Here is a 26,438-nt window from a genome sequence, read left to right on the forward strand (position 1 = left end):
GTGTGGTTATAATCGACCACTTTATGAGCAAGAAGCGCGTTATGCAGCTGGTTCGAGGCCTCCACAACTTGCGCCCCCAGCATCGGGGCTGCGTCGCCACTATTGGCAACTTTGACGGTGTTCACCGTGGTCACCAGGCTATCCTAGCCCGGCTGCGTGAGCGTGCGCTTGAGTTGGGCGTACCCAGCTGCGTGGTGATTTTCGAGCCGCAGCCCCGGGAGTTCTTTGCCCCGGAGACCGCGCCGGCACGTCTGGCCCGCTTGCGCGACAAGCTGCAGCTGCTGGCTGCCGAAGGTGTCGACCGGGTGTTGTGCCTGGCATTCAACCAGCGCTTGAGCAAGCTCAGCGCCAGTGAGTTCGTCGATACTATTTTGGTGGACGGCCTCGGCGTGCAGCATCTGGAAGTCGGCGACGATTTCCGCTTTGGCTGCGATCGCCTTGGCGATTTCGATTTTCTGCTGCAGGCCGGCCAAGTTCACGGTTTTACCGTGGAAGCCGCACAAACCGTTGAGCTGGACGGCATTCGCGTCAGCAGCACCCAGGTGCGCAATGCGTTGGCCGCCGCCGATTTTGCCTTGGCCGAACGCTTGCTCGGCCGTCCGTACCGGATTGCCGGTCGCGTGCTGCATGGTCAGAAGCTGGCCCGGCAACTGGGTACGCCCACTGCCAACATTCAACTCAAGCGTCGTCGCGTGCCGTTCACCGGGGTTTACCTGGTGGATGTGGACATCGACGGCAAGACCTGGCCCGGCGTCGCCAACATCGGCGTGCGGCCCACGGTCCAAGGTGACGGCAAAGCCCACCTTGAAGTTCATCTACTGGATTTTGCCGGCGATCTGTATGACCGGCGTCTGACGGTGGTTTTCCACCAAAAGCTGCGTGAAGAGCAGCGTTTCGCCTCCCTGGAGGCACTGAAAACGGCGATCAACGCGGATGTCGCCGCCGCCCGTGCACTAGCCGCACCTAGCGCCCATCGCTAATGAAGAGCCTTAAATGACCGACTATAAAGCCACGCTAAACCTTCCGGACACCGCCTTCCCAATGAAGGCCGGCCTGCCACAGCGCGAACCGCAGATTCTGCAGCGCTGGGACAGTATTGGCCTGTACGGAAAGTTGCGCGAGATTGGCAAGGATCGTCCGAAGTTCGTCCTGCACGACGGCCCTCCGTACGCCAACGGCACGATCCACATCGGTCACGCACTGAACAAGATTCTCAAGGACATGATCATCCGCTCGAAAACCCTGTCGGGTTTCGACGCGCCGTATGTTCCGGGTTGGGACTGCCATGGCCTGCCGATCGAGCACAAGGTTGAAGTGACCCACGGCAAGAACCTGGGCGCGGACAAGACCCGCGAGCTGTGCCGTGCCTACGCCACCGAGCAGATCGAAGGGCAGAAGACCGAGTTCATCCGCCTCGGCGTGCTCGGCGACTTCGCCAACCCCTACAAAACCATGGACTTCAAGAACGAGGCCGGTGAAATCCGCGCCCTCGCCGAAATCGTCAAGGGCGGTTTCGTGTTCAAGGGCCTCAAGCCGGTGAACTGGTGCTTCGATTGCGGTTCGGCGCTGGCCGAAGCCGAAGTCGAGTACGAGAACAAGAAGTCCTCGACCATCGACGTGGCGTTCCCGATCGCCGACGAAGCCAAACTGGCCGCCGCGTTCGGTCTGCCGTCGCTGGGCAAGCCTGTCTCGATCGTGATCTGGACCACCACCCCGTGGACCATCCCGGCCAACCAGGCGCTGAACGTTCATCCTGAGTTCAACTACGCGCTGGTGGATATCGGCGACAAGCTGCTCGTCCTGGCTGAAGAGCTGGTTGAATCCTGCCTGACCCGTTACGGCGTTGAAGGCACCGTACTGGCTACTGCGCCAGGTTCGGCGCTGGAACTGATCAATTTCCGTCACCCGTTCTACGACCGCCTGTCGCCAGTGTACCTGGCCGACTACGTCGAGCTGGGCGCCGGCACCGGTGTGGTTCACTCCGCTCCGGCCTACGGTGTGGACGACTTCGTGACCTGCAAGAAATACGGCATGGTCAACGATGACATCCTCAACCCGGTGCAAAGCAACGGCGTGTACGTGCCGTCGCTGGAATTCTTCGGCGGCCAGTTCATCTGGAAGGCCAACCCGGCCATCGTCGACAAGCTGACCGAAGTCGGTGCGCTGATGCACACCACCGTCATCGAACACAGCTACATGCACTGCTGGCGCCACAAGACCCCGCTGATCTACCGCGCCACCGCGCAGTGGTTCATCGGCATGGACAAAGAGCCAGTCAGCGGCGACACCCTGCGTCAGCGCTCGCTCAAAGCCATTGAAGACACCAAATTCGTGCCGGCCTGGGGCCAGGCGCGCCTGCACTCGATGATCGCCAACCGCCCGGACTGGTGCATCTCCCGTCAGCGCAACTGGGGCGTGCCGATCCCGTTCTTCCTGAACAAGGAAAGCGGCGAATTGCACCCACGTACCGTGGAGCTGATGGAAGAAGTCGCCAAGCGCGTCGAAGTCGAAGGCATCGAAGCCTGGTTCAAACTCGACGCTGCCGAACTGCTGGGCGATGAAGCCCCGCAATACGACAAGATCAGCGACACCCTCGACGTCTGGTTCGACTCGGGCACCACCCACTGGCACGTCCTGCGCGGCTCGCACCCGATGGGCCACGAGAGCGGCCCGCGCGCCGACCTGTACCTGGAAGGTTCCGACCAGCACCGCGGCTGGTTCCACTCGTCCTTGCTGACCGGTTGCGCCATCGACAACCACGCGCCGTACCGCGAGCTGCTGACTCACGGTTTCACCGTCGATGAGTCCGGGCGCAAGATGTCCAAATCGCTCGGCAACGTGATCGCGCCGCAAAAAGTCAACGACACCCTGGGCGCCGACATCATGCGTCTGTGGGTCGCTTCGACCGACTACTCCGGCGAAATGGCGGTGTCCGAGCAGATCCTGCAACGCAGCGCGGACGCCTATCGCCGTATCCGTAACACCGCGCGCTTCCTGCTTTCCAACCTGACCGGTTTCAACCCGGCCACCGACCTGCTGCCGGCTGAAGACATGCTGGCGCTGGATCGCTGGGCGGTGGATCGCACGCTGCTGCTGCAACGCGAATTGCAAGAGCACTACGGCGAATACCGTTTCTGGAACGTTTACTCGAAGATCCACAACTTCTGCGTGCAGGAGCTGGGTGGTTTCTACCTCGACATCATCAAGGATCGCCAGTACACCACCGGCGCCGACAGCAAGGCACGTCGCTCGTGCCAGACCGCGCTGTTCCACATCTCCGAAGCGCTGGTACGCTGGATCGCGCCGATCCTCGCGTTCACCGCCGACGAGCTGTGGCAGTACCTGCCGGGCGAGCGCAACGAATCGGTGATGCTCAACACCTGGTACGAAGGTCTGACCGAGCTGCCGGAAGGCTTCGAGCTGGGTCGCGCCTACTGGGATCGCATCATGGAAGTGAAGGTAGCGGTCAACAAAGAGATGGAAATCCAGCGTGCGGCCAAAGCCGTCGGTGGCAACCTGCAAGCCGAAGTGACGCTGTTCGCCGAAGAGGCGCTGAGTGCCGACCTGGCCAAGCTGAGCAACGAGCTGCGCTTTGTCCTGATCACCTCGACTGCCAGCGTGGCGCCTTTCGTTCAGGCACCTGCGGACGCGGTAGCCACCGAAGTCAGCGGCCTGAAACTGAAGATCGTCAAATCGGCCTTCCCGAAGTGCGCCCGTTGCTGGCACTGCCGTGAAGACGTCGGCGTGAACCCGGAGCATCCGGAAATCTGCGGTCGTTGCGTCGACAACATCAGCGGCGCCGGCGAGGTTCGTCACTATGCCTAATGCCGTTGGCCGTTTCGGACGGCTGAGCTGGCTCTGGTTGAGCTTGCTGGTTCTGGTCATCGACCAGGCCAGCAAGTTCTACTTCGAAGGCAAGCTCGAAATGTTCCAGCAGATCGTGATCATTCCCGATTACTTCAGCTGGACCCTGGCCTACAACACCGGCGCGGCGTTCAGCTTCCTGGCTGACAGCTCCGGCTGGCAGCGCTGGCTGTTCGCCTTGATCGCGATCGTGGTCAGTGCGGTGCTGGTGGTCTGGCTCAAGCGTCTGGGACGCAACGATACCTGGCTGGCCGTCGCCTTGGCGCTGGTGCTGGGTGGCGCGCTGGGCAATCTGTATGACCGCATTGCCCTGGGCCATGTGATCGACTTCATTCTGGTGCACTGGCAGAACCGCTGGTACTTCCCGGCGTTCAACTTCGCCGACAGCGCCATCACCGTGGGTGCGGTGATGCTGGCACTGGACATGTTCAAATCGAAGAAAACCGGAGAAGCCGTTCATGACTGAACAGGTATTGGCTGAGCAACGCATCGGCCAGAACATGGAAGTCACTTTGCACTTTGCATTGCGCCTGGAGAACGGCGACACGGTCGACAGCACATTCGACAAAGCCCCGGCGACCTTCAAGGTCGGCGACGGCAACCTGCTGCCGGGTTTCGAAGCGGCATTGTTCGGCTTCAAGGCCGGCGACAAGCGTACGCTGACCGTCGAGCCGGAAAACGCCTTCGGCCAGCCGAACCCGCAAAACGTACAGATCATCCCGCGTTCGCAGTTCGTCGACATGGAACTGTCGCCGGGTTTGCTGGTGATCTTCAACGATGCGGCCAATACTGAGTTGCCGGGTGTGGTGAAAACGTTCGACGACGCGCAAGTGACCATCGACTTCAACCATCCGCTGGCCGGCAAGACGCTGACCTTTGACGTCGAGATCATCAACGTCAAAGCGCTGTAAAAAATGTGGGAGCGAGCCTGCTCGCGAATGCTGACTGACATTCAACATCGCTGTTGTCTGACACACTGCCTTCGCGAGCAGGCTCGCTCCCACAATGTTTTCAACCGTTTTCGCTATTTCTTGCGCGCAAGACACGAGGCACAGCATGCAAATCAAACTCGCCAACCCCCGTGGCTTCTGCGCCGGCGTGGACCGGGCGATCGAAATCGTCAACCGCGCCCTTGAAGTCTTCGGGCCGCCGATCTATGTGCGTCATGAAGTGGTGCACAACAAGTTCGTCGTCGAAGACCTGCGCAACCGTGGCGCGATCTTCGTCGAAGAACTGGATCAAGTGCCGGACGACGTCATCGTGATCTTCAGTGCCCACGGCGTTTCCCAGGCTGTGCGCAATGAAGCCGCCGGCCGTGGCCTGAAGGTATTCGACGCCACATGCCCGCTGGTGACCAAGGTGCACATCGAAGTCGCCAAATACAGCCGCGACGGCCGTGAGTGCATCCTGATCGGCCACGCCGGCCACCCGGAAGTCGAAGGCACCATGGGCCAGTATGACGCCAGCAATGGCGGCGCGATCTACCTCGTCGAAGATGAAAAAGACGTGGCCGAACTGCAGGTGCGTAACCCGGAAAAACTGGCGTTCGTGACCCAGACCACCCTGTCGATGGACGACACCAGTCGCGTGATCGATGCCTTGCGCACACGTTTCCCGGCCATCGGTGGTCCGCGCAAGGACGACATCTGCTACGCCACGCAAAACCGTCAGGACGCGGTCAAGCAACTGGCCGACGAATGTGACGTGGTATTGGTGGTGGGCAGCCCGAACAGCTCCAACTCCAATCGCCTGCGTGAACTGGCCGAACGCATGGCCACGCCGGCCTACCTGATCGACGGCGCCGAAGACCTGCAGAAAAGCTGGTTCGATGGCGTTGGGCGCATCGGTATCACCGCCGGAGCCTCCGCGCCGGAAGTATTGGTTCGCGGCGTGATCCAGCAGTTGCAGGCCTGGGGCGCCACGGGTGCCGATGAGCTGGCCGGCCGCGAAGAGAACATCACCTTCTCGATGCCGAAAGAGCTGCGCGTCCGCTCGATCTGACGTTCTTCGTCTTCAGGCACAGCGCCTGCTCAGCCTTTGCGCTGGTCAGGCGCACCCGACCGGTTGCCGCCAGCACCACCTGGAGTTGGCTGACCGGTTCGCGTGCCGAGCAGATATGTAGCGTCCCCGCCTGAAACGCCCGCCCGGGCATCAGCGGTTGTCCCAGACTGCTGAAACGCACATAACGACTCACCGCCCAATTGCCGACGATCGGTATTCGTCCGTCACTCGCATGTTCAACCAGCAGCGGATTGCTGCGGTCCTGCGGCCCCTTGCCGTTGAGATCCAGAATGATCCGCCAGCCCTGACTCCAGTCGCCATCGATGCCATGGATTACCACACTCTGATTGCGGGTGATGGCCAGGGTGCGGGCGTTGCGAATGCCCTCGAGCAGTGACCGCGCTGCTTGCTCGCGATGGGTTGATTCGGTGAAGGCGGCGAACGCCGGGCTGACCAGTGACAGAACAATTGCGCCAATCGCCAGTCCCATAAGCAATTCGATCAGGCTGAAACCCTGTTGCGGCATGACGACTCCCTCCGTGGAGCATGAAGCCCGGCACGACCCTTTTCGTCGGGCAGGGCAAATCAACCGACGCAGGCCGGTTGAATGTTCTAGTTTGTAGAAGCAGGTATAGCCGACGGCAACGGAGGGCATCGATGGATCATCGTACAAAAGGTTTCACGCTGCCCGAGTTGTTGGCTGCGGTCGCCGTGTTGGTGATCCTCATCACCCTGGCGGTTCCGGGTTTCACCCGCTCGATCCAGAGCAGCAAGGCCGATACGGAAATGGGCGACCTGCAGCGTGCCATCAACTTTGCGCGGCTGGAGGCGATTGATCGCGGCGTGACCACACGCTTGCGCCCGAGCGCCGGCGGCAGCGTGTGGACCGGCGAATTGTCGGTCTACGACGGTACTGGCACTGCGGCCAATGTATTGCGGGTTGTTCCAGCGATGAGCAGCGGCGCGACTCTGACGCTACCCTCAGGAGTGTCCGCACTGGATTTCAATAATCTGGGTGGCCTGGCGGCGCCGTCGACGGCGGTGGTCATCAGTTATGTGCTGGGAACGCAAAGCAGGACGCTGAACGTGTGTCTGAACGGACGAATTCAATCGGGTGGAAGTTGCGGATGAGGGCAGGGAGCACACAGGCACAGGAAGGCATGTCGCTGATCGAAGTGCTGGTCGCGTTGCTGATTCTGACGGTCGGGATATTGGGCGCAGCCGCCGTGCAGCTCAATGCGCTGAAATACACTGACAGTTCACGGATGACCAGTCAGGCCAGTTTTATCGCCTACGACATGATGGACCGCATCCGCGCCAACGCTGCCGCCGACTACACGGTGACGCCGCCGACCTCGGGCAATCTCAGCGTGGCCCGCGATCAGGATCTTTACGACTTCACCACCAACATCGTCAATTTCGGCGGGCCCACCGCCACGGGCACGATCACCCTCAATCAGCGGGTGTACACCATCACCATCAACTGGAATGACTCGCGGGCCGCGAATGCCACCGGCACCACACGCAGCTTCGTTCTGACCAGTCGCGCCACGGTCGATCCGGTGGCCACGCCATGAAGCATGATCAGCGGGGGTTCGGCCTGATCGAAATGCTCATCGCGCTGGCGCTTGGGCTGATCATCGTACTGGGGGTGGTGCAGACGTTCCTTGCAGCCAAAAACACTTACGTCAGCCAGAACACCGCCGCTGCGATGCAGGAAGACGCGCGTTTTGTCCTGAGCAAGATGATCCAGGAACTGCGCATGGTCGGCATGTTTGGCTGCCTGGGCACGATTACTGACGCGAGTTCGGCAGGGGATTTCTACGCGGCGCAGGTCACGCCGATCAACTGGGACAACAGCAACCTCAAGCTGACCCTGGTCACCGCCGATGTTGGCGGCAGTGGCGGCACACCGACCTGGACGGTGCTCTCCGATTGCCGCAACAGCGCCACGGCCTATACCGGGTTGCGGGCGGCGGCGAGCGGGCAGATCGCCTTTCCGATCCGCCGCTTGATCTACAGCTTCAGCAACAACCAGATTCTCATGGGCACCGGCAGTGGCACCCCGACCCAACAGGTGCTGGTGAATAACGTCAGTGCCTTCAATGTGACCTTCGGCCTGGCCGCGTCCGCCACCGACGTCGCGGCTTCCTCCTACAGCGCCAACCCCAGCGATCCGGCGCGTATCCGCAGTGTGCGCCTGAGCCTGACCCTCACCGACCCGAACAATCGGGTGGCCAATCAAACCTTCAACGTGGTTGCCGCGTTGCGCAACCGCTTGCAGTGAGGGCCGGGCTGATGAAAGTTGCATTCAACCAGCGGCAAAACCAGCGCGGAATGGCGCTGCTGGTCAGTCTGGTGTTCCTGTTGCTGTTGACCTTGATCGGGCTGTCCTCGATGCAGAGCGCCAACCTGCAGGAAAAAATGGCCGGCAGCGTCAGCCTGCGCAATCAGTCGTTCCAGACCGCCGAGGCCGCGTTGCGTATCGGCGAGAGTGCGGTGCAGCTCGACAGTTACTCGCTGGCGGTGTGTGCCAATACCACGCAGTGTGCGCCGCCAGCAGAGTCCTCGGTGGTCAGTGCGGCGGGGCTCAATTCGACTTCCGGCGTAACGTGGATCGCAGCCGGTAACGGCTTTTATGGTGTACAGAATATCGGTACCACTCTGACGGCGGTCAACGTGCCGAGCAACACGTCGGCGACCCTGTATCGGGTCACTGCGGTCGGTATCGCTGGCACTTCTCGCAGTGTGGTGGAGAGTGTCTATGCGAAGTATTGAGCGCTGCCGGACACTGTTGACCGGCATGCTGCTGGGCTTGTATCTGGCGGCGCCGGCGTATGCGTTCACGCCGTCCGACTCGCCACTCTTGAGCGCAGCGGCGGTGCCGCCCAACGTGATGTTGCTGATCGACGATTCCGGCAGTATGAACAGCATCATTTACGCGGCAGGATTCGACCCGAACGTCACGCGCACCCCGGCCCGGCAGTGCAATGCGTTCCTTGGCCTGTGTTCGGCATTGAATGCGCCCGCGATTACCGGCGATCCGGTATTTTTATCGAACCTGCCGACATCCGGTTGTTCCGGCGGCGCCTTCGCCTTCTACAACAACAGCATTGCACCGCTGTGCCTGAAACTGCCTGATCCGGTAGGCGGCGGCAATACGCGTTACACGGGGGATTACATTTCTTATGTGGTCAGTCTGGCGATCAACAATGGCACCCGCGACTTCACCACCGGGGCGATTCCCAACGACTACCGGATCAACGTCGCGCGCAACGTGTCCACCGCCCTGGTCACCAGCAACCGTAACTTGCGCATGGGCCTGTCGACCTTCAACCCGGTCACCAACAACAATCCCGGGAATGGTGGATACATCGCCCGCGCCATCAGCGACCTGTCTCCGGTGTCCGGCAGCGTGACCCAGGCGCAGGCCGACACCAACTACAACGCGCTGATTTCCTCGATTAACGCTTTAGGTGCCGTGGCCAACACGCCGCTGGCGGAAACCTACTACGAAATCACCCGCTACATGCGCGGCATGGCGCCGTACTACAACAGCACGCCGACGACTTACACCAGTCCGATCCAGTACCGCTGCCAGAAAAACTACGGCGTGGTCATCACCGACGGTTTGCCGACTTACGACCGCAGCTTCCCGAGCAATGATCCGTTGGGTGGCAGTCGTCTGCCGAACTGGGACGGCATCAACAATGACGGCAACAACCTCAATGGCGATAACGAGGGTGACACGCTGTATCTGGATGACATTGCCAAATTCGCCTTCGACATCGACATGCGTTCGACGGGGACCGACGCTGCCGGCAAAAGCTGGAACGCGGTGGATTTTCCCAAGCAGAACATGAATACCTACACCGTCGGTTTTACCGCCGACAACGACATGCTCTCGGACGCTGCCAGCTACGGACAGGGCCGCTATTACCAGGCGACCGACAGCACCGGTCTCAACACCGCGTTGTCTTCGGCGTTGAGCGATATCACCTCCAAGGCCGGTTCCGGCGGCGCGGGAGTCACCAGCGGCACCACGCTGGCCAGTGGCACCAGTTATTTCCAGACCAGCTACGACCCCAAGGACTGGCGTGGCACGATCAAGTCATTCGGCTTCACTTCGGCGGGCGCGGTGAACACCTCGGCGGCCCTGTGGACCACCGATACCACTATCGTCCCGGGCGCGACCGCACCGACCTATCAATCGTGGAACACCAGCAGCAACGCCGCCGTGACGCTGGCCTACGGCAACTTTTCCGCGACCCAACAGACGGCGCTCAGTCAGAGCCTGCCCACCGGCATCAGCGGCAGCGATCTGGTGGAGTGGAGCAAGGGCACCAACAAGACCGGGCTCAAGGTGCGCAGCGTATTGCTCGGCGACATCATCAACTCGCCACTGGTGCTGGCTTCGCCCAGTGATAAAACCGCCTCCGACCTGTCGGGCGACACCACTTACACCACGTACCTGACCACCAAAGCAGCGAACATGAATTCGAGTCTGGTGGTGAATGCCAACGACGGCTTCGTCAACGTGATCAACTCGGCCAACGGCACTCGACGTTATGCCTACATGCCGTCCAGCGTGTTGTCGTCGCTACGGCTGATTGCCGATCCGGCGTACATCAATGGTGTCAGCCACAAGTTTCTGGTGGACGGTCAGGTCGGTGTGTATGACGCGCAAATCAACAGCGCCTGGAAAACCCTGGCCATCGGCGGCACCGGTGCCGGCGGCAAGACTTTCTACGCGCTGCAACTGTTCGACGCGTCTGCGGGCAATGTGCTTAATGCCTTGTGGGAAGTCAGCGCACCCGCCACAGCGAACACAGCCAACGCATTTAATGATCTGGGTTATGCCTACGCGCGGCCGGAAGTGGCACGCTTGGCCGACGGTCGCTGGGCGGCGTTCATTGCCAATGGTTATGGCAGCAACTCCGGAGTGGCGGCTTTGTATGTGCTGGATGTGCGTGACGGTTCGTTGATCAAGAAGATCGTCATCGACAGCACCGAGACCACCAATGGTCTGTCGTCGGTCAAGCTCAAGGTCAATTCTTCGAACGTGGTGCAGGCCGCCTATGGCGGTGATTTGAAAGGGCGCCTGTGGAAATTCGATCTGAGCGCGACGTCGACCGACAGCTGGGGCGTGGCGTTTTCCGGCAAACCACTGTTCACCACGGCGGGCGGTGCGACTCAGCCGATCACCGCGCAGCCGCTGCTGGCGGACAATTCGCTGGGGGGCAAACAGATCTTCGTCGGCACCGGCAAATTCAACGAGACCGCCGACAAGACCAACAAGGATTTGCAGGCGTTCTACTCGGTGTGGGATGCCGACGGCGGTTCCGGACAGTTGACGGTCAGCAGTCTGCAGGCGCAGGCGGTGACCGGAGTGTTCTCCGGCAGCACCGGGCAGTTCATCACTACCAGCCAGAACGACACGACCTATCCGGGGGAGAAGGGCTGGTATCTGCCTTTGGTGTACAACAATGTGCTGACTGGCGAGCGGGTGATCAATCAGGCCAGTCTGGTGCTCGGACGCATCGTGTTTACCACCGCCAGTGTCGACACCACGGACCCTTGTGCCAGTTTCGGTACCGGCAAACTGGTCGAACTCGATGCGTTCAGCGGTAAGATGCTCAACTACGCGGTGCTCGACACCAGTTCCGATGGCGTGGTCGACAGCAACGACACGATCTCCAGTGGCGTGGTGTTCACCGGCGGGATTCCGACCCTGAACGCCATCGTCAACGGCGGGACTCGCAAGTTCGTCAACGATTCCAGTGGCACCGTGACCACGCTGGTGGAAAAACCCGGTGGCGGCAGCCGTCGTATCATGTGGCGACAAATACAGTAAGTGAGAGATTGAGGCATGCGCAGATTCAACCGGGGCTTCACCCTGATCGAAATCATGATCGTGATTGCGATCATCGGGATCATCATCACCATCGCCGCACCGAGCTACACCGAGTACCTGAAAAAGGGCCGGCGCGCCGAAGTGGTGTCGCTGCTTTCGGAACAGGCGCAGATCCTCGAGCGCTTCTACACCAAAAACAACGTCTACACCGGCATCACCGGTCTGAGCACGGGCAATGATTTCTACACCATCACCCCGACGATCGCTGACCAGACCTTCCTGCTGACCGCCACCCGCAAGGCCGGTACGACCATGGCGACCGACAAGTGCGGGGATTTCACCCTGACCAACACCGGCGTCAGAAGCATGAACAACGCTACCACCGGGCTGACCACCAAGGATTGTTGGGGCCGCTGAGGTAACTTCTTACGGGCGCCTCTTTGCGCCCGCTGTCTTTATTACGGTTGGATCAAACATGACCAGGCAACAGCAAGTGGTGATTGTCGGTGGCGGGGTGATTGGCCTGCTGACCGCCTACAACCTCGCCTCCGAAGTGCGCAGCGTGGTGCTGCTGGATCGCTCGAACGTCGGCCAGGAATCGTCCTGGGCCGGTGGCGGCATCGTTTCCCCGCTGTACCCTTGGCGCTACAGCCCGGCCGTCACCGCGCTGGCGCATTGGTCGCAGGATTTTTATCCACAGCTGGGCGAGCGACTGTTTGCCGATACCGGAGTTGATCCCGAAGTGCACACCACCGGCCTGTACTGGCTGGATCTGGAAGATGAAACCGAAGCACTGGCCTGGGCCGAGCGGGAAAACCGTCCGCTGCGGGCTGTGGATATCTCGGCGGTGCACGACGCGGTGCCGGTGCTGGGTGGCGGGTTCGCCCGGGCGATCTACATGGCCGATGTGGCCAACGTCAGAAACCCACGGCTGGTGAAGTCGCTGAAAGCGGCGTTGCTGGCGCTGCCGAACGTGACGATTCACGAGCAATGCGAAGTCAGCGGGTTTGTTCGCGAAGGCGAGCGAGTGATTGGCGTCGAGACGTCCAAGGGCCTGATCCGCGGCGAGCAGATCGTGCTGACGGCCGGGGCATGGAGCGGTGAACTGCTCAAGACATTGGATCTGACGCTACCGGTGGAGCCGGTCAAGGGCCAGATGATTCTCTACAAGTGTGCAGCGGATTTCCTGCCGAGCATGGTGCTGGCCAAGGGACGTTATGCGATTCCGCGTCGCGACGGGCACATTCTGATCGGCAGCACGCTGGAGCACGAAGGCTTCGACAAGACCCCGACCGAGGTCGCGCTGGAGAGTCTCAAGGCTTCGGCAGTCGAGTTGCTGCCGGCGCTGGCGGAGGCCGAAGTGGTGGGGCATTGGGCCGGTTTGCGCCCGGGTTCGCCGAAGGGTATTCCGTATATCGGCCGGGTGCCGGGGTTTGACGGTTTGTGGCTGAACTGCGGGCATTACCGCAACGGCCTGGTGCTGGCGCCGGCGTCGTGTCAGTTGTTTGCCGATGTGATGCTCGGGCGTACGCCGATTATCGATCCGGCGCCGTATGCACCTGAAGGTCGCATTTAGTCTGATATTTTCTGTAGCCTGGCAGATCGCTTTCGCGAGCAGGCTCGCTCCCACAGTTGATCTTTGTCGGTCACAAAATCCAATGTGGGAGCGAGCCTGCTCGCTAAGGGGCCCTCAATCCAGCCCGAGTTTCTTCAGCCGATAGCGCATCGAGCGAAATGACAGACTCAAGCGCTGCGCCGCTGCCGTGCGATTCCAGCGGGTTTCCTCCAACGCCTGCAGGATCAGCTTGCGCTCGACGTTCTCCAGATAATCCTCAAGGTTGTCGATCCGGGTAAGATCGGCGATGCCGCCCTCGACCGCGCAATTACCTTCGCTGAGGCGTAAGTCTGCCGCCTCGATCAACTGGTTTTCACACAGCGTGTGCGCCCGTTCGAGGACGTTTTCCAGCTCTCGCACATTCCCCGGGAAGCGGTAACTCTTCAGCGCCTCAAGCGCCTGTGGGTGCAGGCGGGCCGCCGCTCGACCGCTGCCTGCCGCCAGACGCTGGAGCATGTGCGCAGCCAATACCTGAATGTCATCGCGCCGTTCGCGCAGGGACGGCACGCGCAGTTCGATCACGTTCAAGCGGTAATACAGGTCCTGGCGAAAGCGCCCGGCGGCGACCTCGGCCTCGAGATCCTTGTGGGTAGCACAGAGAATGCGCACATCGACCACCGCTTCCTGCTGGCCGCCGACACTGCGCACGGCTTTCTCTTGAATCGCCCGCAGCAGTTTGACCTGCATCGCCAGCGGCAGGTCCGCCACCTCGTCGAGAAACAGGGTGCCGCCGTGCGCGGCCTGGAACAGCCCGGGTTTGTCCTCGACCGCGCCGGTGAAGCTGCCCTTGCGATGGCCGAAAAACTCGCTTTCCATCAGCTCTGACGGAATCGCCCCGCAATTGACCGGTACAAAAGGCTTGCTGGCGCGCGGTCCCTGTTCGTGGATCAGCCGTGCGACCAGTTCCTTGCCGCTGCCCGATTCTCCGCTGATGTAGACCGGCGCCTGACTGCGCGCCAGCTTGTCGATCTGTTTGCGCAGATCGCGCATGGGCAGCGAGTCGCCGAGCAGGCGCCGATCTATCGACGTGCCGGCGCCGCCCACCGCCGGCATGCGCAACGCGGTGCTGACCAGTTCACGCAAGCGCGTCAGATCAACCGGCTTGGTGAGGAAGTCGAAGGCGCCGGCCTTCAACGCATTGATCGCTGTTTCCAGGCTGCCATACGCGGTGATCATCGCCACCGGCAGTTGTGGATGACGTTGCTGGATGTGCTGCACCAGGTCCAGCCCCGTGCCGTCGGGCAGGCGCATGTCGGTCAGGCACAGGTCGAACGCATTGCGTTGTAACAGCGCCTGGGCTTCGCCGAGGTTGCGAGCACTGAAGGTGTCGAGTTTCATCCGTCCCAGGGTGATTTCCAGGAGTTCGCGGATATCCGGCTCGTCGTCGACGATGAGGATTTTTTGCCGTGGGCTCGTGTTCAACTTTGTTTCCGTCCGTGAGCAAAGGTGATGCGAAAGCAGCCGCCGCCTTGGCGTGGTTTGAAGTCTAGGCGCGCCTGGTTGCTTTCGCACAGCTCACGGGACAGATAAAGCCCAAGGCCGGTGCCCTGGCTGCTGGTGGTGAAGAAGGGTTCGAACAGATGCGGTTGTTGATCAAGCGGCACACCGGGGCCATTGTCCTGGACTTCAAGCACCGCCAGCTGGCTCTCGGGGTCGATGAACAGCGCCAGCCAGACCTCGGCCTGCTCGTGCAGCAGGGCGCTGTGGCGCCAGCCGTTACGTAACAGATTGTCGAGAATCTGCGTGAGCTGATCCGGATCCATCAACGTGATGAAGTCCCCGGAATTGATCCGCAAATGAATCGACTGCCGCTCGCTCGCCTGTTCGCGGCTCTCGGCAACGAAGTGCTCCAGCCATGGCTTGAGATCCAGGCGCTGAGGGGCGCTCTGCTGGCGGCGCGACAGTTGCAGGACGTTTTCGATGACTCGGTTCATGCGCTGGGAGTGGTCTTGAATGATCTGCGTCAGACGCCGATCCGCACCATCGAGTTCCTCGGACTCGCCCAGCAGCTGCGCGGCGTGACTGATGGCGCCCAGTGGATTGCGGATTTCATGGGAGATGCCGGCGGTCAGGCGCCCGAGCGCGGCGAGCTTGAGTTGCTGGGCCTGCTGCGCGACTTGCGCCAGATCTTCGAGGAACACCAGGGTTTGCTGGTTGGGGCTCTGATCGAGGGCGATGAAGTTCGGTTGCAGTTCCAGGCCATTGCCGGGAATCTTCAGACTCTGCGGGCGCAGGGTCGGGTTGCTCAGCCACAGTTGCAGGCGCTCGACCAATGCCGGCGAATAGTCGCTGATCAAATGGCCTTCAAGATGCGACTGGGCCAACAGCGTCTTCGCACTGTGGTTGGCCAGCTGTACCCGGCGCTGCTCGTCGAGCACCAGAATGCCGGTACGCATGCGTTGCAGAATCAGAGCGTTGAGGGCTTCAAGGCTGGTGACTTCGCTGGCGCGCTGTTCGGCGAGATTTTCGCTGACTTCCAGGCGCCGGATCAGACCCTGAACCAGCAGCGATGCGGCAAAACACAAGGCGCCCAAGGTTCCGGCTTGCAGATAGTCATTGGCGCTCAGGGGATGGCTCAAGCTCAGCAGGAAGCTTGAGCCGACAATGCCAAGTGCGCCGATGGCGGCGATCAGCAGGCCAATGCGCCGGCGCAGCAAGGTGTTGCTGATCGCCACCGAGACAATCAGCAGGTTGCCGATCGCGCTGGCCACCCCGCCCGCGGCGTAGAACAAACTGCACAACAGCAGCACATCCACCAGCGCCAGACTGAACAGCTGCGAGGGCCGCCGGGTATTTTCCAGAAACACCACCAGCAGGATGTTCAGCACCAGATACAACCAGCTGCCACTGCGCAGCAGATCGTCGTCGGCCGACGTCAGCAGGCGATTGTCCATATTGCTGGAGATCAGCAGCACCAGCGTGATGCCGACGCTCAAACGGTAAAGATGATAAAGACGCAGCAGGCGCTGCGCCTGTTTACGGTCGGCGTTGGCGGCCTCAGCGATCACTGGCGCCCGGGCCTTGCTCAAGATGAGCCTGGCTGCAATACCATTGTTGCTGAAGGTTCAGCGCACGGTCGCGGGGCAGATGCACGCCGCAGTGGGCGCAGCGCACCATCGGTGCGGCGTCTTGCTCGCGGGGCGATTGAGCAGACGAGGCGGGCGCCTTGAATTTGCGCCACAGCCATACCGCGGCGAAAATCAGGACAATCCAGAACAGTAAACGAAGCATGATGGGCGGCTTTTCGGCTAATGATTCGGCAGTTTAGCCAAGGAGCCGGCAGGCGCACAGACTATTAACGCGCCGCCACAAAAAAGGGAGATCCGCAGATCTCCCTTTTTATGTAACCGATGTGATCAGTCGAACACGCCGAAGGTCATGTAGCTGAACCACGAACGATCTTCGTTGTTGCCTTCGGCTTCATGACGCTCTTCCTCGATCACGTCGCCGTTTTCGTCTTTAGGCTTGAGCTCGTTCGGGATCGCGTCTTTCGCGTCCTGGAACTGCTTCTGCACGTCCTGGTTGGCGCGGGTTTCTCCCGGCGGCAGCGGTGGACGCGACTCGATCAGGCCCAAAGTCGCCTTGCTCAGGAACGAGCGGTTGTCGGCTTCGGCAACCGATGGCACGAACTGACCGTCCTGCAGGCTCGGGTGATTCGGGTAGTTGAGTTTCAGGGTTTCCAGACTGGTAGCGGCCAGTTCGTCCAGGTGCAGACGCTGGTAAGCCTCGGTCATCACCGCCAGGCCGTCGCCGACCGATGGGGTTTCCTGGAAGTTTTCCACTACATAACGGCCACGGTTGGCGGCAGCGACGTAGGCCTGACGGGTCAGGTAGTAGTCGGCTACGTGGATTTCGTAGGCGGCCAGCAGGTTGCGCAGGTAGATCATGCGCTGCTTGGCGTCCGGCGCGTAGCGGCTGTTCGGGTAGCGGCTGGTCAGTTGGGCGAACTCGTTGTACGAGTCGCGGGCAGCGCCCGGGTCACGCTTGGTCATGTCCAGCGGCAGGAAGCGCGCCAGCAGGCCGACGTCCTGGTCGAACGAGGTCAGGCCCTTGAGGTAATAGGCATAGTCCACGTTCGGGTGCTGTGGGTGCAAACGGATAAAACGTTCGGCGGCGGACTTGGCAGCTTCCGGCTCGGCGTTTTTATAGTTGGCATAAATCAGTTCAAGCTGTGCCTGATCCGCGTAGCGACCGAACGGATAACGCGACTCCAGAGCCTTCAGCTTGGCCGTGGCGCTGGTGTAGCTGTTGTTGTCCAGGTCGGTCTGAGCCTGCTGGTACAGCTCGGCTTCGCTCAGGTTTTCGTCGACGACTTCCTTCGATGAGCAAGCAGCGGTCAATGCGAGGATGGCGATCAGCAGCAGGTGTTTCACTTGCATGGCGGCTTGCGTCCCTATGACGGCCGCTGTCTTGGGCGGGGCCGTCCTGTTATGATGAGCGCCCCGTTGAAAAGCCTCGGGGCAAAAGACGCCGTATTTAACCACAAGCGCGCAGCCGAAACCAAAGGCTGTGCCGACGCCCAGTCAGAGCATGTCCGATAAAATTGAACTTCGCGCAGAGGTGCCGTCCGATTTGGGCGGCCAACGCCTCGATCAAGTCGCCGCCCAACTCTTCGCTGAGCACTCACGCTCGCGCCTTTCCGCCTGGATCAAAGAAGGTCGCCTGACTGTGGACGGGGCGGTCATCCGCCCGCGCGACATCGTGCATGGCGGTGCCGTCCTTGAGCTGACTGCCGAGCAGGAAGCCCAGGGCGAGTGGATCGCCCAGGACATCGAGCTCGACATCGTCTATGAAGACGACGACATCCTGGTGATCAACAAGCCTGCGGGCCTGGTGGTGCACCCGGCTGCCGGCCACGCCGATGGCACCTTGCTCAATGCCTTGCTGCACCACGTGCCGGACATCATCAATGTCCCGCGTGCCGGTATCGTGCATCGCCTGGACAAGGACACCACCGGTCTGATGGTGGTGGCCAAGACCATTCAGGCGCAGACCAAGCTCGTTGCCCAGCTGCAGAGCCGCAGCGTCAGCCGGATCTACGAGTGCATCGTGATCGGTGTGGTGACCGCCGGGGGCAAGATCAACGCCCCGATCGGCCGTCATGGTCAGCAGCGCCAGCGCATGGCCGTGATGGAAGGCGGCAAGCCGGCCGTCAGTCACTACCGCGTACTGGAGCGTTTCCGGTCCCACACGCACGTGCGGGTCAAGCTGGAAACCGGCCGGACCCACCAGATCCGTGTGCACATGGCGCACATCAACTTCCCGTTGGTCGGCGACCCGGCGTACGGCGGGCGTTTCCGCATTCCGCCGGCGGCGAACCCGACCATGGTCGAATCACTCAAGCACTTCCCGCGTCAGGCGCTGCACGCGCGCTTCCTTGAGCTGGATCATCCGACCACCGGTGAACGCATGAGCTGGGAATCGCCGCTGCCGGAAGATTTCGTCTGGCTGCTGACCTTGCTCAAGCAGGATCGCGAGGCCTTCGTCGGATGAACTGGCTGACGCCGGACTGGCCTGCGCCGGCCAGCGTCAGGGCCTGTGTCACCACCCGCGAGGGAGGTGTCAGCGAGGCGCCGTTCGACAGCCTCAATCTGGGCGATCATGTCGATGATCGCCCGGACGCAGTCGCCGAGAATCGTCGGCGTCTGACCGAACATTTCTCCATAAAGCCTGCCTGGTTGCAGCAAGTGCACGGCATTGTCGTGGCTCATGCTGATCCGGGCGTGGTGGCCACCGCCGATGCCAGTTGGACGGCAACTCCCGGGATTGCCTGCACGGCGATGACTGCCGATTGCCTGCCGGTATTGTTCTGCAACCGGGCCGGCACTCGCGTCGCGGCGGCCCATGCCGGTTGGCGCGGGTTGGCGGCCGGCGTACTGGAAGCCACCCTCGATCATCTCGACACCGCTGCGTCGGACGTGCTGGTCTGGCTCGGCCCGGCCATCGGCCCGAAAGCCTTTGAAGTCGGCCCGGAAGTACGTGAAGTCTTCGTCAAGCAACTGCCGGAAGCGGCAGCCGCCTTCGTGCCCAGCCACAATGCTGGCAAGTTCATGGCTGACATTTATCTGCTGGCGCGCCTGCGTCTGGCGGCCAAAGGTGTCACGGCGGTTTATGGTGGCGGTTTCTGCACGGTGACCGATCCGCGCTTCTTTTCTTACCGCCGTGCGTCGCGCACGGGGCGCTTTGCCTCCCTTGTCTGGCTCACCCGCTAAGCTTGTCTGATCTACATCAATCTCCCGACGCTTGAATCTCCCAGAATCGACCGCATCTACAGTGGTATCTGGCAGGTTTCTTTATTCAGGATGGTTTTTAGGTCCGACCTGCTCAAAAGGAAGGTGACCCCATGCGTATAGACCGTTTAACCAGCAAATTACAGTTGGCGTTGTCCGACGCCCAATCCCTGGCCGTTGGCCACGATCATCCGGCCATCGAGCCGGCGCACTTGATGCAAGCCATGCTTGAACAGCAAGGTGGTTCGATCAAACCCCTGCTCATGCAAGTGGGCTTCGACGTCAACAGCCTGCGCAAAGAGCTGACCAAAGAGCTCGATCAATTACCGAAAATCCAGAACCCGACCGGCGACGTGAACATGTCGCAGGATCTGGCGCGTCTGCTCAATCAGGCTGATCGTCTGGCCCAACAGAAGGGCGACCAGTTCATTTCCAGCGAGCTGGTGCTGCTCGCCGCGATGGACGAGAACAGCAAGCTCGGCAAACTGCTGCTCGGCCAGGGCGTGAGCAAGAAAGCCCTGGAGAACGCAATCAACAACCTGCGCGGTGGTGAGGCGGTGAATGACGCCAACCACGAAGAGTCGCGTCAGGCACTGGACAAATACACCGTCGACCTGACCAAGCGCGCCGAAGACGGCAAGCTTGATCCGGTGATCGGCCGTGACGACGAAATTCGCCGCACCATTCAGGTGCTGCAACGTCGCACCAAGAACAACCCGGTGCTGATCGGTGAGCCTGGTGTGGGTAAGACCGCGATTGCCGAAGGTCTGGCCCAGCGCATCATCAACGGCGAAGTGCCGGACGGGCTCAAGGGCAAACGCCTGTTGTCGCTGGACATGGGCGCGCTGATTGCCGGTGCCAAGTATCGCGGTGAGTTCGAAGAACGCCTCAAAGCGCTGCTCAACGAACTGTCGAAGCAGGAAGGGCAGATCATTCTGTTCATCGACGAGCTGCACACCATGGTCGGCGCCGGTAAGGGCGAAGGCTCGATGGATGCCGGCAACATGCTCAAACCGGCATTGGCTCGCGGCGAGTTGCATTGCGTCGGCGCAACCACGCTCAACGAGTACCGCCAATATATAGAGAAGGATGCGGCCCTCGAACGGCGCTTCCAGAAAGTGCTGGTGGACGAGCCGAGCGAAGAAGACACCATCGCCATCCTGCGTGGCCTCAAGGAGCGTTATGAGGTTCACCATAAGGTGGCGATCACTGACGGTGCGATCATCGCGGCCGCCAAGCTCAGCCATCGCTACATCACTGATCGGCAGCTGCCGGACAAGGCCATCGACCTGATCGACGAGGCCGCCAGTCGCATCCGCATGGAGATCGACTCCAAGCCGGAAGTGCTCGATCGTCTGGAGCGTCGGTTGATTCAGCTCAAGGTTGAATCCCAGGCACTGAAGAAAGAAAGCGATGAAGCGGCGATGAAGCGCCTGGAAAAACTCCAGGAAGAAATTGTCCGCCTCGAACGTGAGTACTCGGATCTGGAAGAAATCTGGAACTCGGAAAAAGCCGAGGTACAGGGGTCGGCACAGATTCAGCAAAAGATCGAGCAATCGCGTCAGGAACTGGAAGCCGCGCGCCGTAAAGGCGACCTCAACCGCATGGCCGAATTGCAGTACGGGGTGATCCCGGATCTGGAGCGCAGCCTGCAAATGGTCGACCAGCACGGCAAGAGCGAGAACCAGTTGCTGCGCAGCAAGGTGACCGAAGAGGAAATCGCCGAAGTCGTTTCGAAGTGGACCGGTATTCCGGTGTCGAAAATGCTCGAAGGCGAGCGCGACAAGCTGATGAAGATGGAAAGCCTGTTGCACCAGCGCGTGATCGGTCAGGACGAAGCGGTGGTCGCGGTGGCCAACGCCGTACGGCGCTCGCGTGCCGGTCTGGCGGATCCGAATCGTCCGAGCGGTTCGTTCATGTTCCTCGGCCCGACCGGGGTCGGTAAAACCGAGCTGTGCAAGGCGCTGGCCGAATTCCTCTTCGACACGGAAGAGGCAATGGTGCGGATCGACATGTCCGAGTTCATGGAGAAACATTCCGTGGCGCGGCTGATCGGGGCACCACCAGGCTACGTGGGTTACGAGGAGGGCGGTTACCTGACCGAAGCGGTACGCCGCAAGCCTTACTCGGTGATCCTGCTGGACGAGGTCGAGAAGGCGCACCCGGACGTGTTCAACATCCTGCTGCAAGTGCTGGAGGATGGACGCCTGACCGACAGCCACGGACGTACGGTGGATTTCCGTAATACCGTGATTGTCATGACCTCGAACCTCGGCTCGTCGCAGATCCAGGAACTGGTCGGTGACCGTGAGGCGCAGCGTGCAGCGGTGATGGACGCGCTGACCAGTCACTTCCGTCCCGAGTTCATCAACCGGGTCGACGAAGTGGTGATCTTCGAGCCATTGGCGCGGGATCAGATCGCGGGCATTACCGAGATCCAGCTGGGCCGTCTGCGCAGTCGTCTGGTCGAGCGCGAGCTGAAGCTGGAACTGAGCCCGGAAGCGATGGACAAGCTGATTGCCGTGGGTTACGACCCAGTGTATGGCGCACGTCCGCTCAAACGTGCGATCCAGCGCTGGATCGAAAACCCGTTGGCGCAGTTGATCCTGTCGGGGCATTTCCTGCCGGGCGACACGGCAACCGGCAAGGTCGTGAACGACGAAATCGTTTTCGACTGAGCGGTAAAGCCAATGAAATAAGGAAGGCCTCGCTTTGCGAGGCCTTTTTTTCGTTAGGCTGTTGAACTCTAAGGAAAAGGCTTGTAAAGTGCGCCCCGCAGTCAGTCACCCGCAGCATCTCAGCTCACTGAGCTGAAATCTGAAATAAGTTGCAAATCATTAACTTGAAAGCGATTTAGGGGGTTGACAGAGGTGTTCTAGGTTGTAGAATAGCGCGCCTCAGACACACGAACGCAGCGATGCGAACGACGTCTAAGAGCTGTAAGTTTCACCGTTGTAAATTGAAATATGTAGTTCCGTGATAGCTCAGTCGGTAGAGCAAATGACTGTTAATCATTGGGTCCCAGGTTCGAGTCCTGGTCACGGAGCCAATTTCAAACCGGGGTATAGCGCAGTCCGGTAGCGCGCCTGCTTTGGGAGCAGGATGTCAGGAGTTCGAATCCCCTTACCCCGACCATTTTTGGGTCGTTAGCTCAGTTGGTAGAGCAGTTGGCTTTTAACCAATTGGTCGTAGGTTCGAATCCCACACGACCCACCATTTTTGAAACCAGGTAACACTGGGATCGAATCTTAAGATCAGAGGCCAAAAGCGCTGATCGAAGAAGGCGATCTTTGAAAGGTCGCCTTTTTTTTACCGGGGTATAGCGCAGTCCGGTAGCGCGCCTGCTTTGGGAGCAGGATGTCAGGAGTTCGAATCCCCTTACCCCGACCATATTAAAAATCCTCGTATCGAAAGATACGGGGATTTTTTTTGTCCTCGCGTCAGACAATTCCTTTCAAGTCGTCGTACAACTTGCCGATAGCCCGCTAACGAGAGGGGCGGCCACTGTTCGCCCCTTCAATTTGGCCAATACAAGAATAAGGGCGTTCGTCATGTTGCTTCGTCAGTTGAATATTGCTCCACGTGCCGCGCTGGGTTTTGCCCTGATAGCGGTCCTGGTGGCGTTGCTCGGCGTATTTGCTTTGGGGCAGATGTCGAGCATCCGTGACAGTGAGGTCGCGGTCGAGAGCCAGTGGCTGCCGAGCATTCGCGGCGGTGACGAAATTCGCGAGCTGATGTTGCGGATCCGTACGATTTCCCTGCGCATGGCCCTTGATCAGGATCCACAGAACATCGCGACTTACCGCAGCCAGATGGACACCCGTGACAAGGAACTGAGCGAGAAAATCGCCGCCTACGACAAACTGGTCACCACGGCGGAAGGCCAGCAGCTCTATGACCAGTTCAAAAAGACCTTCGCTGCCTATCGCACCGGCATCGCGCAATCCTTCACCCTGGCCGATCAAGGCCGGCGTGAAGAACTGACCAAACTGTTGCTGATTGATATGAAGACCGTGGTCGATGGCTCCGGCAAGCAGCTCAATGACCTGGCGGATCTGTTCGCCAGGCAGGTCGCCGCGGAAAGCCAGAAATCCGCTGACCACTACCAGACCTCGCGCACCATCGTCAGCCTGTTCATAGGGCTGGCGGCGCTGGCCACGGTGGTGCTGGCGATGTTGCTCACCCGCAGCATCGTCCGTCCGCTGAGCAGCGCCGTCAGCGCTGCCGAAAGCGTGGCCCGGGGCGACCTGACCCGGCCGATCGAAACCCACGGTAACGATGAAGTCAGCCGATTGCTCAAGGCGCTCGCGACCATGCAGCAAAACCTGCGGGAAACGCTGCAAGGCATCAGCGGTTCGGCCACGCAACTGGCGAGCGCTGCTGATGAACTCAACGCGGTGACGCTCGACAGCACACAAGGCCTGCAGCAGCAGAACAACGAAATCGAACAGGCGGCGACGGCGGTCAATGAAATGACCACGGCCGTTGAAGAAGTCGCTCGCAATGCCGTGTCGACATCCGATGCCACCCGCCAATCCAGTGAGTCGGCGCAACTCGGGCAGGCGCGGGTCAGTGATACCGCATCGGCCATCAATGCGCTGGCCAGCGACGTGCAGCACACCGGCGAGTTGGTGCAATCGCTGGCCAACCAGTCACAGGACATCGGCAAAGTGCTGGATGTGATCCGTGCCATTGCCGAGCAGACCAACCTGCTTGCGCTCAACGCCGCCATCGAGGCGGCCCGCGCAGGGGAAAGCGGACGAGGTTTTGCGGTAGTCGCCGACGAAGTGCGGGCGCTGGCCTATCGCACCCAGCAATCGACGCAGGAGATCGAGCAGATGGTGCAGGGCATGCGCAGTGGTTCAAGCCTGGCGCTGGACTCAATGCAGGCCAGCGCTGCACGGGCCACGACCACACTGGCGTTGGCCGAACGCGCCGGGGAGGCCCTGGAAACCATCACCGCTTCGGTGCATGAGATCCATGAGCGTAATCTGGTGATCGCCAGTGCCGCCGAAGAGCAGGCGCAAGTCGCGCGGGAAGTGGATCGTAATCTGGTGAACATTCGTGACCTGTCGGTCCGTTCGGCAGCGGGTGCCGATCAGACCCGTGCGTCGAGCCACGAACTGTCGCAACTGGCCAACGCGCTGCAAGGCATGGTGCGCCGCTTTCAGCTCTGATGAGCGGAGGAGTGAGCTTGCTGATTTTGTGAGTTGCACAAAACAATGTGGGAGCGTGGCTTGCCCGCGATAGCGGCGGATCAGTCGACATCATCGCCGACTGACCGATCGCTATCGCGGGCAAGCCAGCTCCCACACGTTTTGGTTTTAGTGCAGCTTCAGGCGTGGCTCGGTGCCGCGACCGATCTTGCTGCCCAGCATCAGCATCGCCGTGCGGAACGGTCCGTACAGCGCCATCTGGTGCATGCGATACAGCGACACGTAGAACATCCGCGCCAGCCAGCCTTCGAGCATCACGCTGCCGGTCAGGTTGCCCATCAAGTTACCCACAGCGGAAAAACGCGACAGGGAGATCAGCGAGCCGTAGTCGGTGTACTTGTACTCCGGCAGGGTTTTGCCCTCGATACGCAGCTTCAGCGACTTGGCCAGCAATGATGCCTGTTGGTGTGCGGCTTGTGCACGCGGCGGCACGTTGCGATCCGAACCCGGTTGCGGGCACGCGGCACAGTCACCGAAGGCGAAAATGTTTTCGTCGCGGGTGGTCTGCAACGTCGGCAGCACTTGCAGCTGATTGATGCGGTTGGTTTCCAGGCCGTCGATGTCCTTGAGGAAACCCGGTGCGCGGATCCCGGCGGCCCAGACTTTCAAGCTGGCCTTGATCACATTGCCATCGGCGGTGATCAGGCTGTCGGCGGTCACTTCGCTGACCGCCGCATTGGTCATCACATTGACCCCGAGTTTCTCCAGGGTCTTGTGCACCGGGCCGCTGATGCGTTCGGGCAGGGCTGGCAGCACTCGCGGGCCGGCTTCGATCAGGGTGATGTGCATGTTCTCCGGTTTGATCCGGTCCAGACCATAAGCCGCCAGTTCATGCGCCGCGTTGTGCAGTTCTGCCGCCAGCTCGACACCCGTGGCGCCGGCACCGACGATGGCCACGCTGATCTGCTCGACCACATCGGTCTGTCCGGCATGCGCGCGCAGATAGTGGTTGAGCAGCTGCTGGTGGAAACGCTCGGCCTGTTTGCGGGTGTCGAGGAACAGGCAGTGCTGCGCCGCGCCCTGGGTGCCGAAATCGTTGGTGGTGCTGCCGACGCTGATCACCAGCGTGTCGTAAGGCACTTCACGCGCCGGTACCAGTTCCACGCCGTTCTCGTCGTAGGTGGCGGCCAGCTGGATTTTCTTCTGCGCCCGATCAAGCCCGCTCATGCGCCCCAGCTGGAACTCGAAGTGGTTCCATTTCGCCTGGGCAACATAGTTGAGTTCGTCTTCGGAAGAGTTCAGCGATCCTGCGGCCACTTCGTGCAGCAGGGGTTTCCAGATGTGCGTCAGGTTCGCGTCGACCAGCATCACGCTGGCCGTGCCGCGCTTGCCCAGAGTCTTACCCAGACGGGTAGCCAGCTCCAGACCGCCGGCGCCGCCGCCGACAATGACAATACGATGGGACATAGGGATAACTCGCAAGGTTTTTAAAGGAAATCGGTGCGGTTACCCGAGCGAGCGCCAGGCAGCTCATAGCGTCAGGTAACTGATAAGTCGGCTCAGCAAGCCCAGACCAATGGTCACTGCCAGCACCAGCACCAGGAGCATCCACGGCCGGAAAGGCCGGCGCTCGACACGGTGTTGGGACAACTGCAGGTACTCTTCGACATGCTTCTGGTCTTCGGGGTTCAGGCGGCTGGTCATAAAGGCCTCGTCAG

At 60.8% G+C, this 26,438-nt stretch carries 23 protein-coding genes and 4 tRNA genes; 20 read left to right on the forward strand and 7 right to left on the reverse strand.

The features are described from left to right. Positions 1 to 41 precede the first annotated feature (41 nt). The 5 genes from ribF (at position 42) to ispH (ending at position 5,865) form a co-directional block, all read left to right on the forward strand. Positions 42 to 980: a bifunctional riboflavin kinase/FAD synthetase gene (gene ribF / locus ACM6HV_RS05390; protein ID WP_003228347.1), complete on the forward strand. Its 939-nt coding sequence runs from the start codon at positions 42 to 44 to the stop codon at positions 978 to 980. Positions 981 to 993: 13 nt separating this feature from the next. Next, positions 994 to 3,825, forward strand: coding sequence for an isoleucine--tRNA ligase (gene ileS, locus ACM6HV_RS05395; RefSeq protein ID WP_145598286.1), 2,832 nt, complete (start codon positions 994 to 996; stop codon positions 3,823 to 3,825). Further along, positions 3,818 to 4,330 (forward strand): signal peptidase II, encoded by a 513-nt coding sequence (lspA, locus tag ACM6HV_RS05400; protein ID WP_007963824.1) that lies wholly within the window; start codon positions 3,818 to 3,820, stop codon positions 4,328 to 4,330. The genes ileS and lspA overlap by 8 nt, the downstream gene beginning before the upstream one ends. Positions 4,331 to 4,337: 7 nt before the next feature. Beyond that, complete coding sequence (gene fkpB, locus ACM6HV_RS05405; RefSeq protein WP_414903738.1) at positions 4,338 to 4,775, forward strand: FKBP-type peptidyl-prolyl cis-trans isomerase; 438 nt, start codon at positions 4,338 to 4,340, stop codon at positions 4,773 to 4,775. A gap of 145 nt (positions 4,776 to 4,920) precedes the next feature. After that, positions 4,921 to 5,865 (forward strand): 4-hydroxy-3-methylbut-2-enyl diphosphate reductase, encoded by a 945-nt coding sequence (gene ispH / locus ACM6HV_RS05410; protein ID WP_145598284.1) that lies wholly within the window; start codon positions 4,921 to 4,923, stop codon positions 5,863 to 5,865. Here the strand turns inward: ispH and ACM6HV_RS05415 are convergent. Next, a complete protein-coding gene (locus ACM6HV_RS05415; RefSeq protein WP_414903707.1) occupies positions 5,822 to 6,391 on the reverse strand; it encodes a GspH/FimT family pseudopilin in 570 nt (189 codons plus the stop codon). The two genes, ispH and ACM6HV_RS05415, sit on opposite strands and share 44 nt — an antisense overlap. 131 nt (positions 6,392 to 6,522) lie before the next feature. Here ACM6HV_RS05415 and ACM6HV_RS05420 point away from each other — a divergent pair, with 131 nt between their 5' ends. From ACM6HV_RS05420 to thiO, 7 genes are read left to right on the forward strand one after another with little or no spacing between them, the layout of a single operon-like run. Beyond that, positions 6,523 to 6,996: a GspH/FimT family pseudopilin gene (locus ACM6HV_RS05420; protein WP_041065311.1), complete on the forward strand. Its 474-nt coding sequence runs from the start codon at positions 6,523 to 6,525 to the stop codon at positions 6,994 to 6,996. Then, on the forward strand, positions 6,993 to 7,442 hold the full coding sequence (gene pilV, locus ACM6HV_RS05425) for a type IV pilus modification protein PilV (protein WP_414903708.1): 450 nt from the start codon (positions 6,993 to 6,995) through the stop codon (positions 7,440 to 7,442). Before ACM6HV_RS05420 ends, pilV begins: the two co-directional genes overlap by 4 nt. Beyond that, the gene (locus ACM6HV_RS05430; protein WP_041065317.1) at positions 7,439 to 8,152 is read left to right on the forward strand and encodes a PilW family protein; all 714 of its coding nucleotides are present in this window, start codon (positions 7,439 to 7,441) and stop codon (positions 8,150 to 8,152) included. Before pilV ends, ACM6HV_RS05430 begins: the two co-directional genes overlap by 4 nt. A gap of 11 nt (positions 8,153 to 8,163) precedes the next feature. Beyond that, positions 8,164 to 8,643: a PilX N-terminal domain-containing pilus assembly protein gene (locus tag ACM6HV_RS05435; RefSeq protein WP_041065320.1), complete on the forward strand. Its 480-nt coding sequence runs from the start codon at positions 8,164 to 8,166 to the stop codon at positions 8,641 to 8,643. Further along, positions 8,630 to 11,719 carry a pilus assembly protein gene (locus tag ACM6HV_RS05440; protein WP_414903709.1) on the forward strand — a complete coding sequence of 1,030 codons (3,090 nt, stop codon included), beginning with the start codon at positions 8,630 to 8,632 and terminating at the stop codon, positions 11,717 to 11,719. Before ACM6HV_RS05435 ends, ACM6HV_RS05440 begins: the two co-directional genes overlap by 14 nt. 15 nt (positions 11,720 to 11,734) lie before the next feature. Beyond that, entirely contained in the window at positions 11,735 to 12,136 is a 402-nt protein-coding gene (locus tag ACM6HV_RS05445; protein ID WP_041065326.1) for a type IV pilin protein, read from the forward strand. 58 nt (positions 12,137 to 12,194) lie between these two features. Continuing rightward, positions 12,195 to 13,295 carry a glycine oxidase ThiO gene (gene thiO, locus ACM6HV_RS05450; RefSeq protein ID WP_414903710.1) on the forward strand — a complete coding sequence of 367 codons (1,101 nt, stop codon included), beginning with the start codon at positions 12,195 to 12,197 and terminating at the stop codon, positions 13,293 to 13,295. A 114-nt stretch (positions 13,296 to 13,409) separates the two neighbouring features. On the opposite strand, the gene ACM6HV_RS05455 is transcribed toward thiO, so the two are convergent. The 4 genes from ACM6HV_RS05455 to ACM6HV_RS05470 form a co-directional block, all read right to left on the reverse strand. Beyond that, complete coding sequence (locus tag ACM6HV_RS05455; protein WP_108183840.1) at positions 13,410 to 14,756, reverse strand: sigma-54-dependent transcriptional regulator; 1,347 nt, start codon at positions 14,754 to 14,756, stop codon at positions 13,410 to 13,412. Then, entirely contained in the window at positions 14,753 to 16,342 is a 1,590-nt protein-coding gene (locus ACM6HV_RS05460) for a sensor histidine kinase (RefSeq protein ID WP_414903739.1), read from the reverse strand. Before ACM6HV_RS05460 ends, ACM6HV_RS05455 begins: the two co-directional genes overlap by 4 nt. Next, positions 16,332 to 16,565, reverse strand: a complete 234-nt coding sequence (locus ACM6HV_RS05465; RefSeq protein WP_027612810.1) for a PP0621 family protein — start codon at positions 16,563 to 16,565, stop codon at positions 16,332 to 16,334. The genes ACM6HV_RS05460 and ACM6HV_RS05465 overlap by 11 nt, the downstream gene beginning before the upstream one ends. A gap of 125 nt (positions 16,566 to 16,690) precedes the next feature. Continuing rightward, complete coding sequence (locus ACM6HV_RS05470; RefSeq protein WP_041065336.1) at positions 16,691 to 17,713, reverse strand: outer membrane protein assembly factor BamD; 1,023 nt, start codon at positions 17,711 to 17,713, stop codon at positions 16,691 to 16,693. Positions 17,714 to 17,864: 151 nt separating this feature from the next. Between ACM6HV_RS05470 and rluD the strand changes: the two genes are divergently transcribed. The 8 genes from rluD to ACM6HV_RS05510 all read left to right on the forward strand — a co-directional run bounded on the left by rluD (position 17,865) and on the right by ACM6HV_RS05510 (position 24,741). Continuing rightward, positions 17,865 to 18,827 carry a 23S rRNA pseudouridine(1911/1915/1917) synthase RluD gene (gene rluD, locus ACM6HV_RS05475; RefSeq protein WP_047296633.1) on the forward strand — a complete coding sequence of 321 codons (963 nt, stop codon included), beginning with the start codon at positions 17,865 to 17,867 and terminating at the stop codon, positions 18,825 to 18,827. Next, positions 18,824 to 19,546, forward strand: coding sequence for a peptidoglycan editing factor PgeF (gene pgeF / locus ACM6HV_RS05480; RefSeq protein ID WP_145598280.1), 723 nt, complete (start codon positions 18,824 to 18,826; stop codon positions 19,544 to 19,546). Before rluD ends, pgeF begins: the two co-directional genes overlap by 4 nt. A 131-nt stretch (positions 19,547 to 19,677) precedes the next feature. Next, positions 19,678 to 22,242, forward strand: coding sequence for an ATP-dependent chaperone ClpB (gene clpB, locus ACM6HV_RS05485; protein WP_108183838.1), 2,565 nt, complete (start codon positions 19,678 to 19,680; stop codon positions 22,240 to 22,242). Positions 22,243 to 22,537: 295 nt separating this feature from the next. After that, positions 22,538 to 22,613: transfer RNA gene (locus ACM6HV_RS05490), tRNA-Asn, on the forward strand. Between the two features lie 9 nt (positions 22,614 to 22,622). Next, a tRNA-Pro gene (locus ACM6HV_RS05495) sits at positions 22,623 to 22,699 on the forward strand. Between the two features lie 5 nt (positions 22,700 to 22,704). Then, positions 22,705 to 22,780: transfer RNA gene (locus tag ACM6HV_RS05500), tRNA-Lys, on the forward strand. Between the two features lie 97 nt (positions 22,781 to 22,877). Beyond that, positions 22,878 to 22,954 (forward strand) — tRNA-Pro (locus tag ACM6HV_RS05505). Positions 22,955 to 23,115: 161 nt separating this feature from the next. Next, positions 23,116 to 24,741 carry a methyl-accepting chemotaxis protein gene (locus tag ACM6HV_RS05510; RefSeq protein ID WP_414903711.1) on the forward strand — a complete coding sequence of 542 codons (1,626 nt, stop codon included), beginning with the start codon at positions 23,116 to 23,118 and terminating at the stop codon, positions 24,739 to 24,741. Positions 24,742 to 24,888: 147 nt separating this feature from the next. On the opposite strand, the gene ACM6HV_RS05515 is transcribed toward ACM6HV_RS05510, so the two are convergent. Further along, positions 24,889 to 26,187, reverse strand: coding sequence for an NAD(P)/FAD-dependent oxidoreductase (locus ACM6HV_RS05515; RefSeq protein WP_041065349.1), 1,299 nt, complete (start codon positions 26,185 to 26,187; stop codon positions 24,889 to 24,891). A gap of 63 nt (positions 26,188 to 26,250) precedes the next feature. Then, a complete protein-coding gene (locus ACM6HV_RS05520; RefSeq protein WP_003228304.1) occupies positions 26,251 to 26,424 on the reverse strand; it encodes a DUF3094 family protein in 174 nt (57 codons plus the stop codon). Between the last annotated feature and the right edge of the window lie 14 nt (positions 26,425 to 26,438).

The sequence above is a fragment of the Pseudomonas sp. IT-P260 genome (assembly GCF_949768395.1).
Taxonomy (GTDB): domain Bacteria; phylum Pseudomonadota; class Gammaproteobacteria; order Pseudomonadales; family Pseudomonadaceae; genus Aquipseudomonas; species Aquipseudomonas parakoreensis.

Bases quoted from the DNA above. Each gene is read 5' to 3' on its own strand.
- ribF (WP_003228347.1), top strand. From the start codon at position 42: ATGCAGCTGGTTCGAGGCCTCCACAACTTGCGCCCCCAGCATCGGGGC.
- ileS (WP_145598286.1), top strand. From the start codon at position 994: ATGACCGACTATAAAGCCACGCTAAACCTTCCGGACACCGCCTTCCCA.
- lspA (WP_007963824.1), top strand. From the start codon at position 3,818: ATGCCTAATGCCGTTGGCCGTTTCGGACGGCTGAGCTGGCTCTGGTTG.
- ispH (WP_145598284.1), top strand. From the start codon at position 4,921: ATGCAAATCAAACTCGCCAACCCCCGTGGCTTCTGCGCCGGCGTGGAC.
- ACM6HV_RS05415 (WP_414903707.1), bottom strand. From the start codon at position 6,391: ATGCCGCAACAGGGTTTCAGCCTGATCGAATTGCTTATGGGACTGGCG.
- ACM6HV_RS05420 (WP_041065311.1), top strand. From the start codon at position 6,523: ATGGATCATCGTACAAAAGGTTTCACGCTGCCCGAGTTGTTGGCTGCG.
- pilV (WP_414903708.1), top strand. From the start codon at position 6,993: ATGAGGGCAGGGAGCACACAGGCACAGGAAGGCATGTCGCTGATCGAA.
- ACM6HV_RS05430 (WP_041065317.1), top strand. From the start codon at position 7,439: ATGAAGCATGATCAGCGGGGGTTCGGCCTGATCGAAATGCTCATCGCG.
- ACM6HV_RS05435 (WP_041065320.1), top strand. From the start codon at position 8,164: ATGAAAGTTGCATTCAACCAGCGGCAAAACCAGCGCGGAATGGCGCTG.
- ACM6HV_RS05440 (WP_414903709.1), top strand. From the start codon at position 8,630: ATGCGAAGTATTGAGCGCTGCCGGACACTGTTGACCGGCATGCTGCTG.
- ACM6HV_RS05445 (WP_041065326.1), top strand. From the start codon at position 11,735: ATGCGCAGATTCAACCGGGGCTTCACCCTGATCGAAATCATGATCGTG.
- thiO (WP_414903710.1), top strand. From the start codon at position 12,195: ATGACCAGGCAACAGCAAGTGGTGATTGTCGGTGGCGGGGTGATTGGC.
- ACM6HV_RS05465 (WP_027612810.1), bottom strand. From the start codon at position 16,565: ATGCTTCGTTTACTGTTCTGGATTGTCCTGATTTTCGCCGCGGTATGG.
- ACM6HV_RS05470 (WP_041065336.1), bottom strand. From the start codon at position 17,713: ATGCAAGTGAAACACCTGCTGCTGATCGCCATCCTCGCATTGACCGCT.
- rluD (WP_047296633.1), top strand. From the start codon at position 17,865: ATGTCCGATAAAATTGAACTTCGCGCAGAGGTGCCGTCCGATTTGGGC.
- pgeF (WP_145598280.1), top strand. From the start codon at position 18,824: ATGAACTGGCTGACGCCGGACTGGCCTGCGCCGGCCAGCGTCAGGGCC.
- clpB (WP_108183838.1), top strand. From the start codon at position 19,678: ATGCGTATAGACCGTTTAACCAGCAAATTACAGTTGGCGTTGTCCGAC.
- ACM6HV_RS05510 (WP_414903711.1), top strand. From the start codon at position 23,116: ATGTTGCTTCGTCAGTTGAATATTGCTCCACGTGCCGCGCTGGGTTTT.
- ACM6HV_RS05515 (WP_041065349.1), bottom strand. From the start codon at position 26,187: ATGTCCCATCGTATTGTCATTGTCGGCGGCGGCGCCGGCGGTCTGGAG.
- ACM6HV_RS05520 (WP_003228304.1), bottom strand. From the start codon at position 26,424: ATGACCAGCCGCCTGAACCCCGAAGACCAGAAGCATGTCGAAGAGTAC.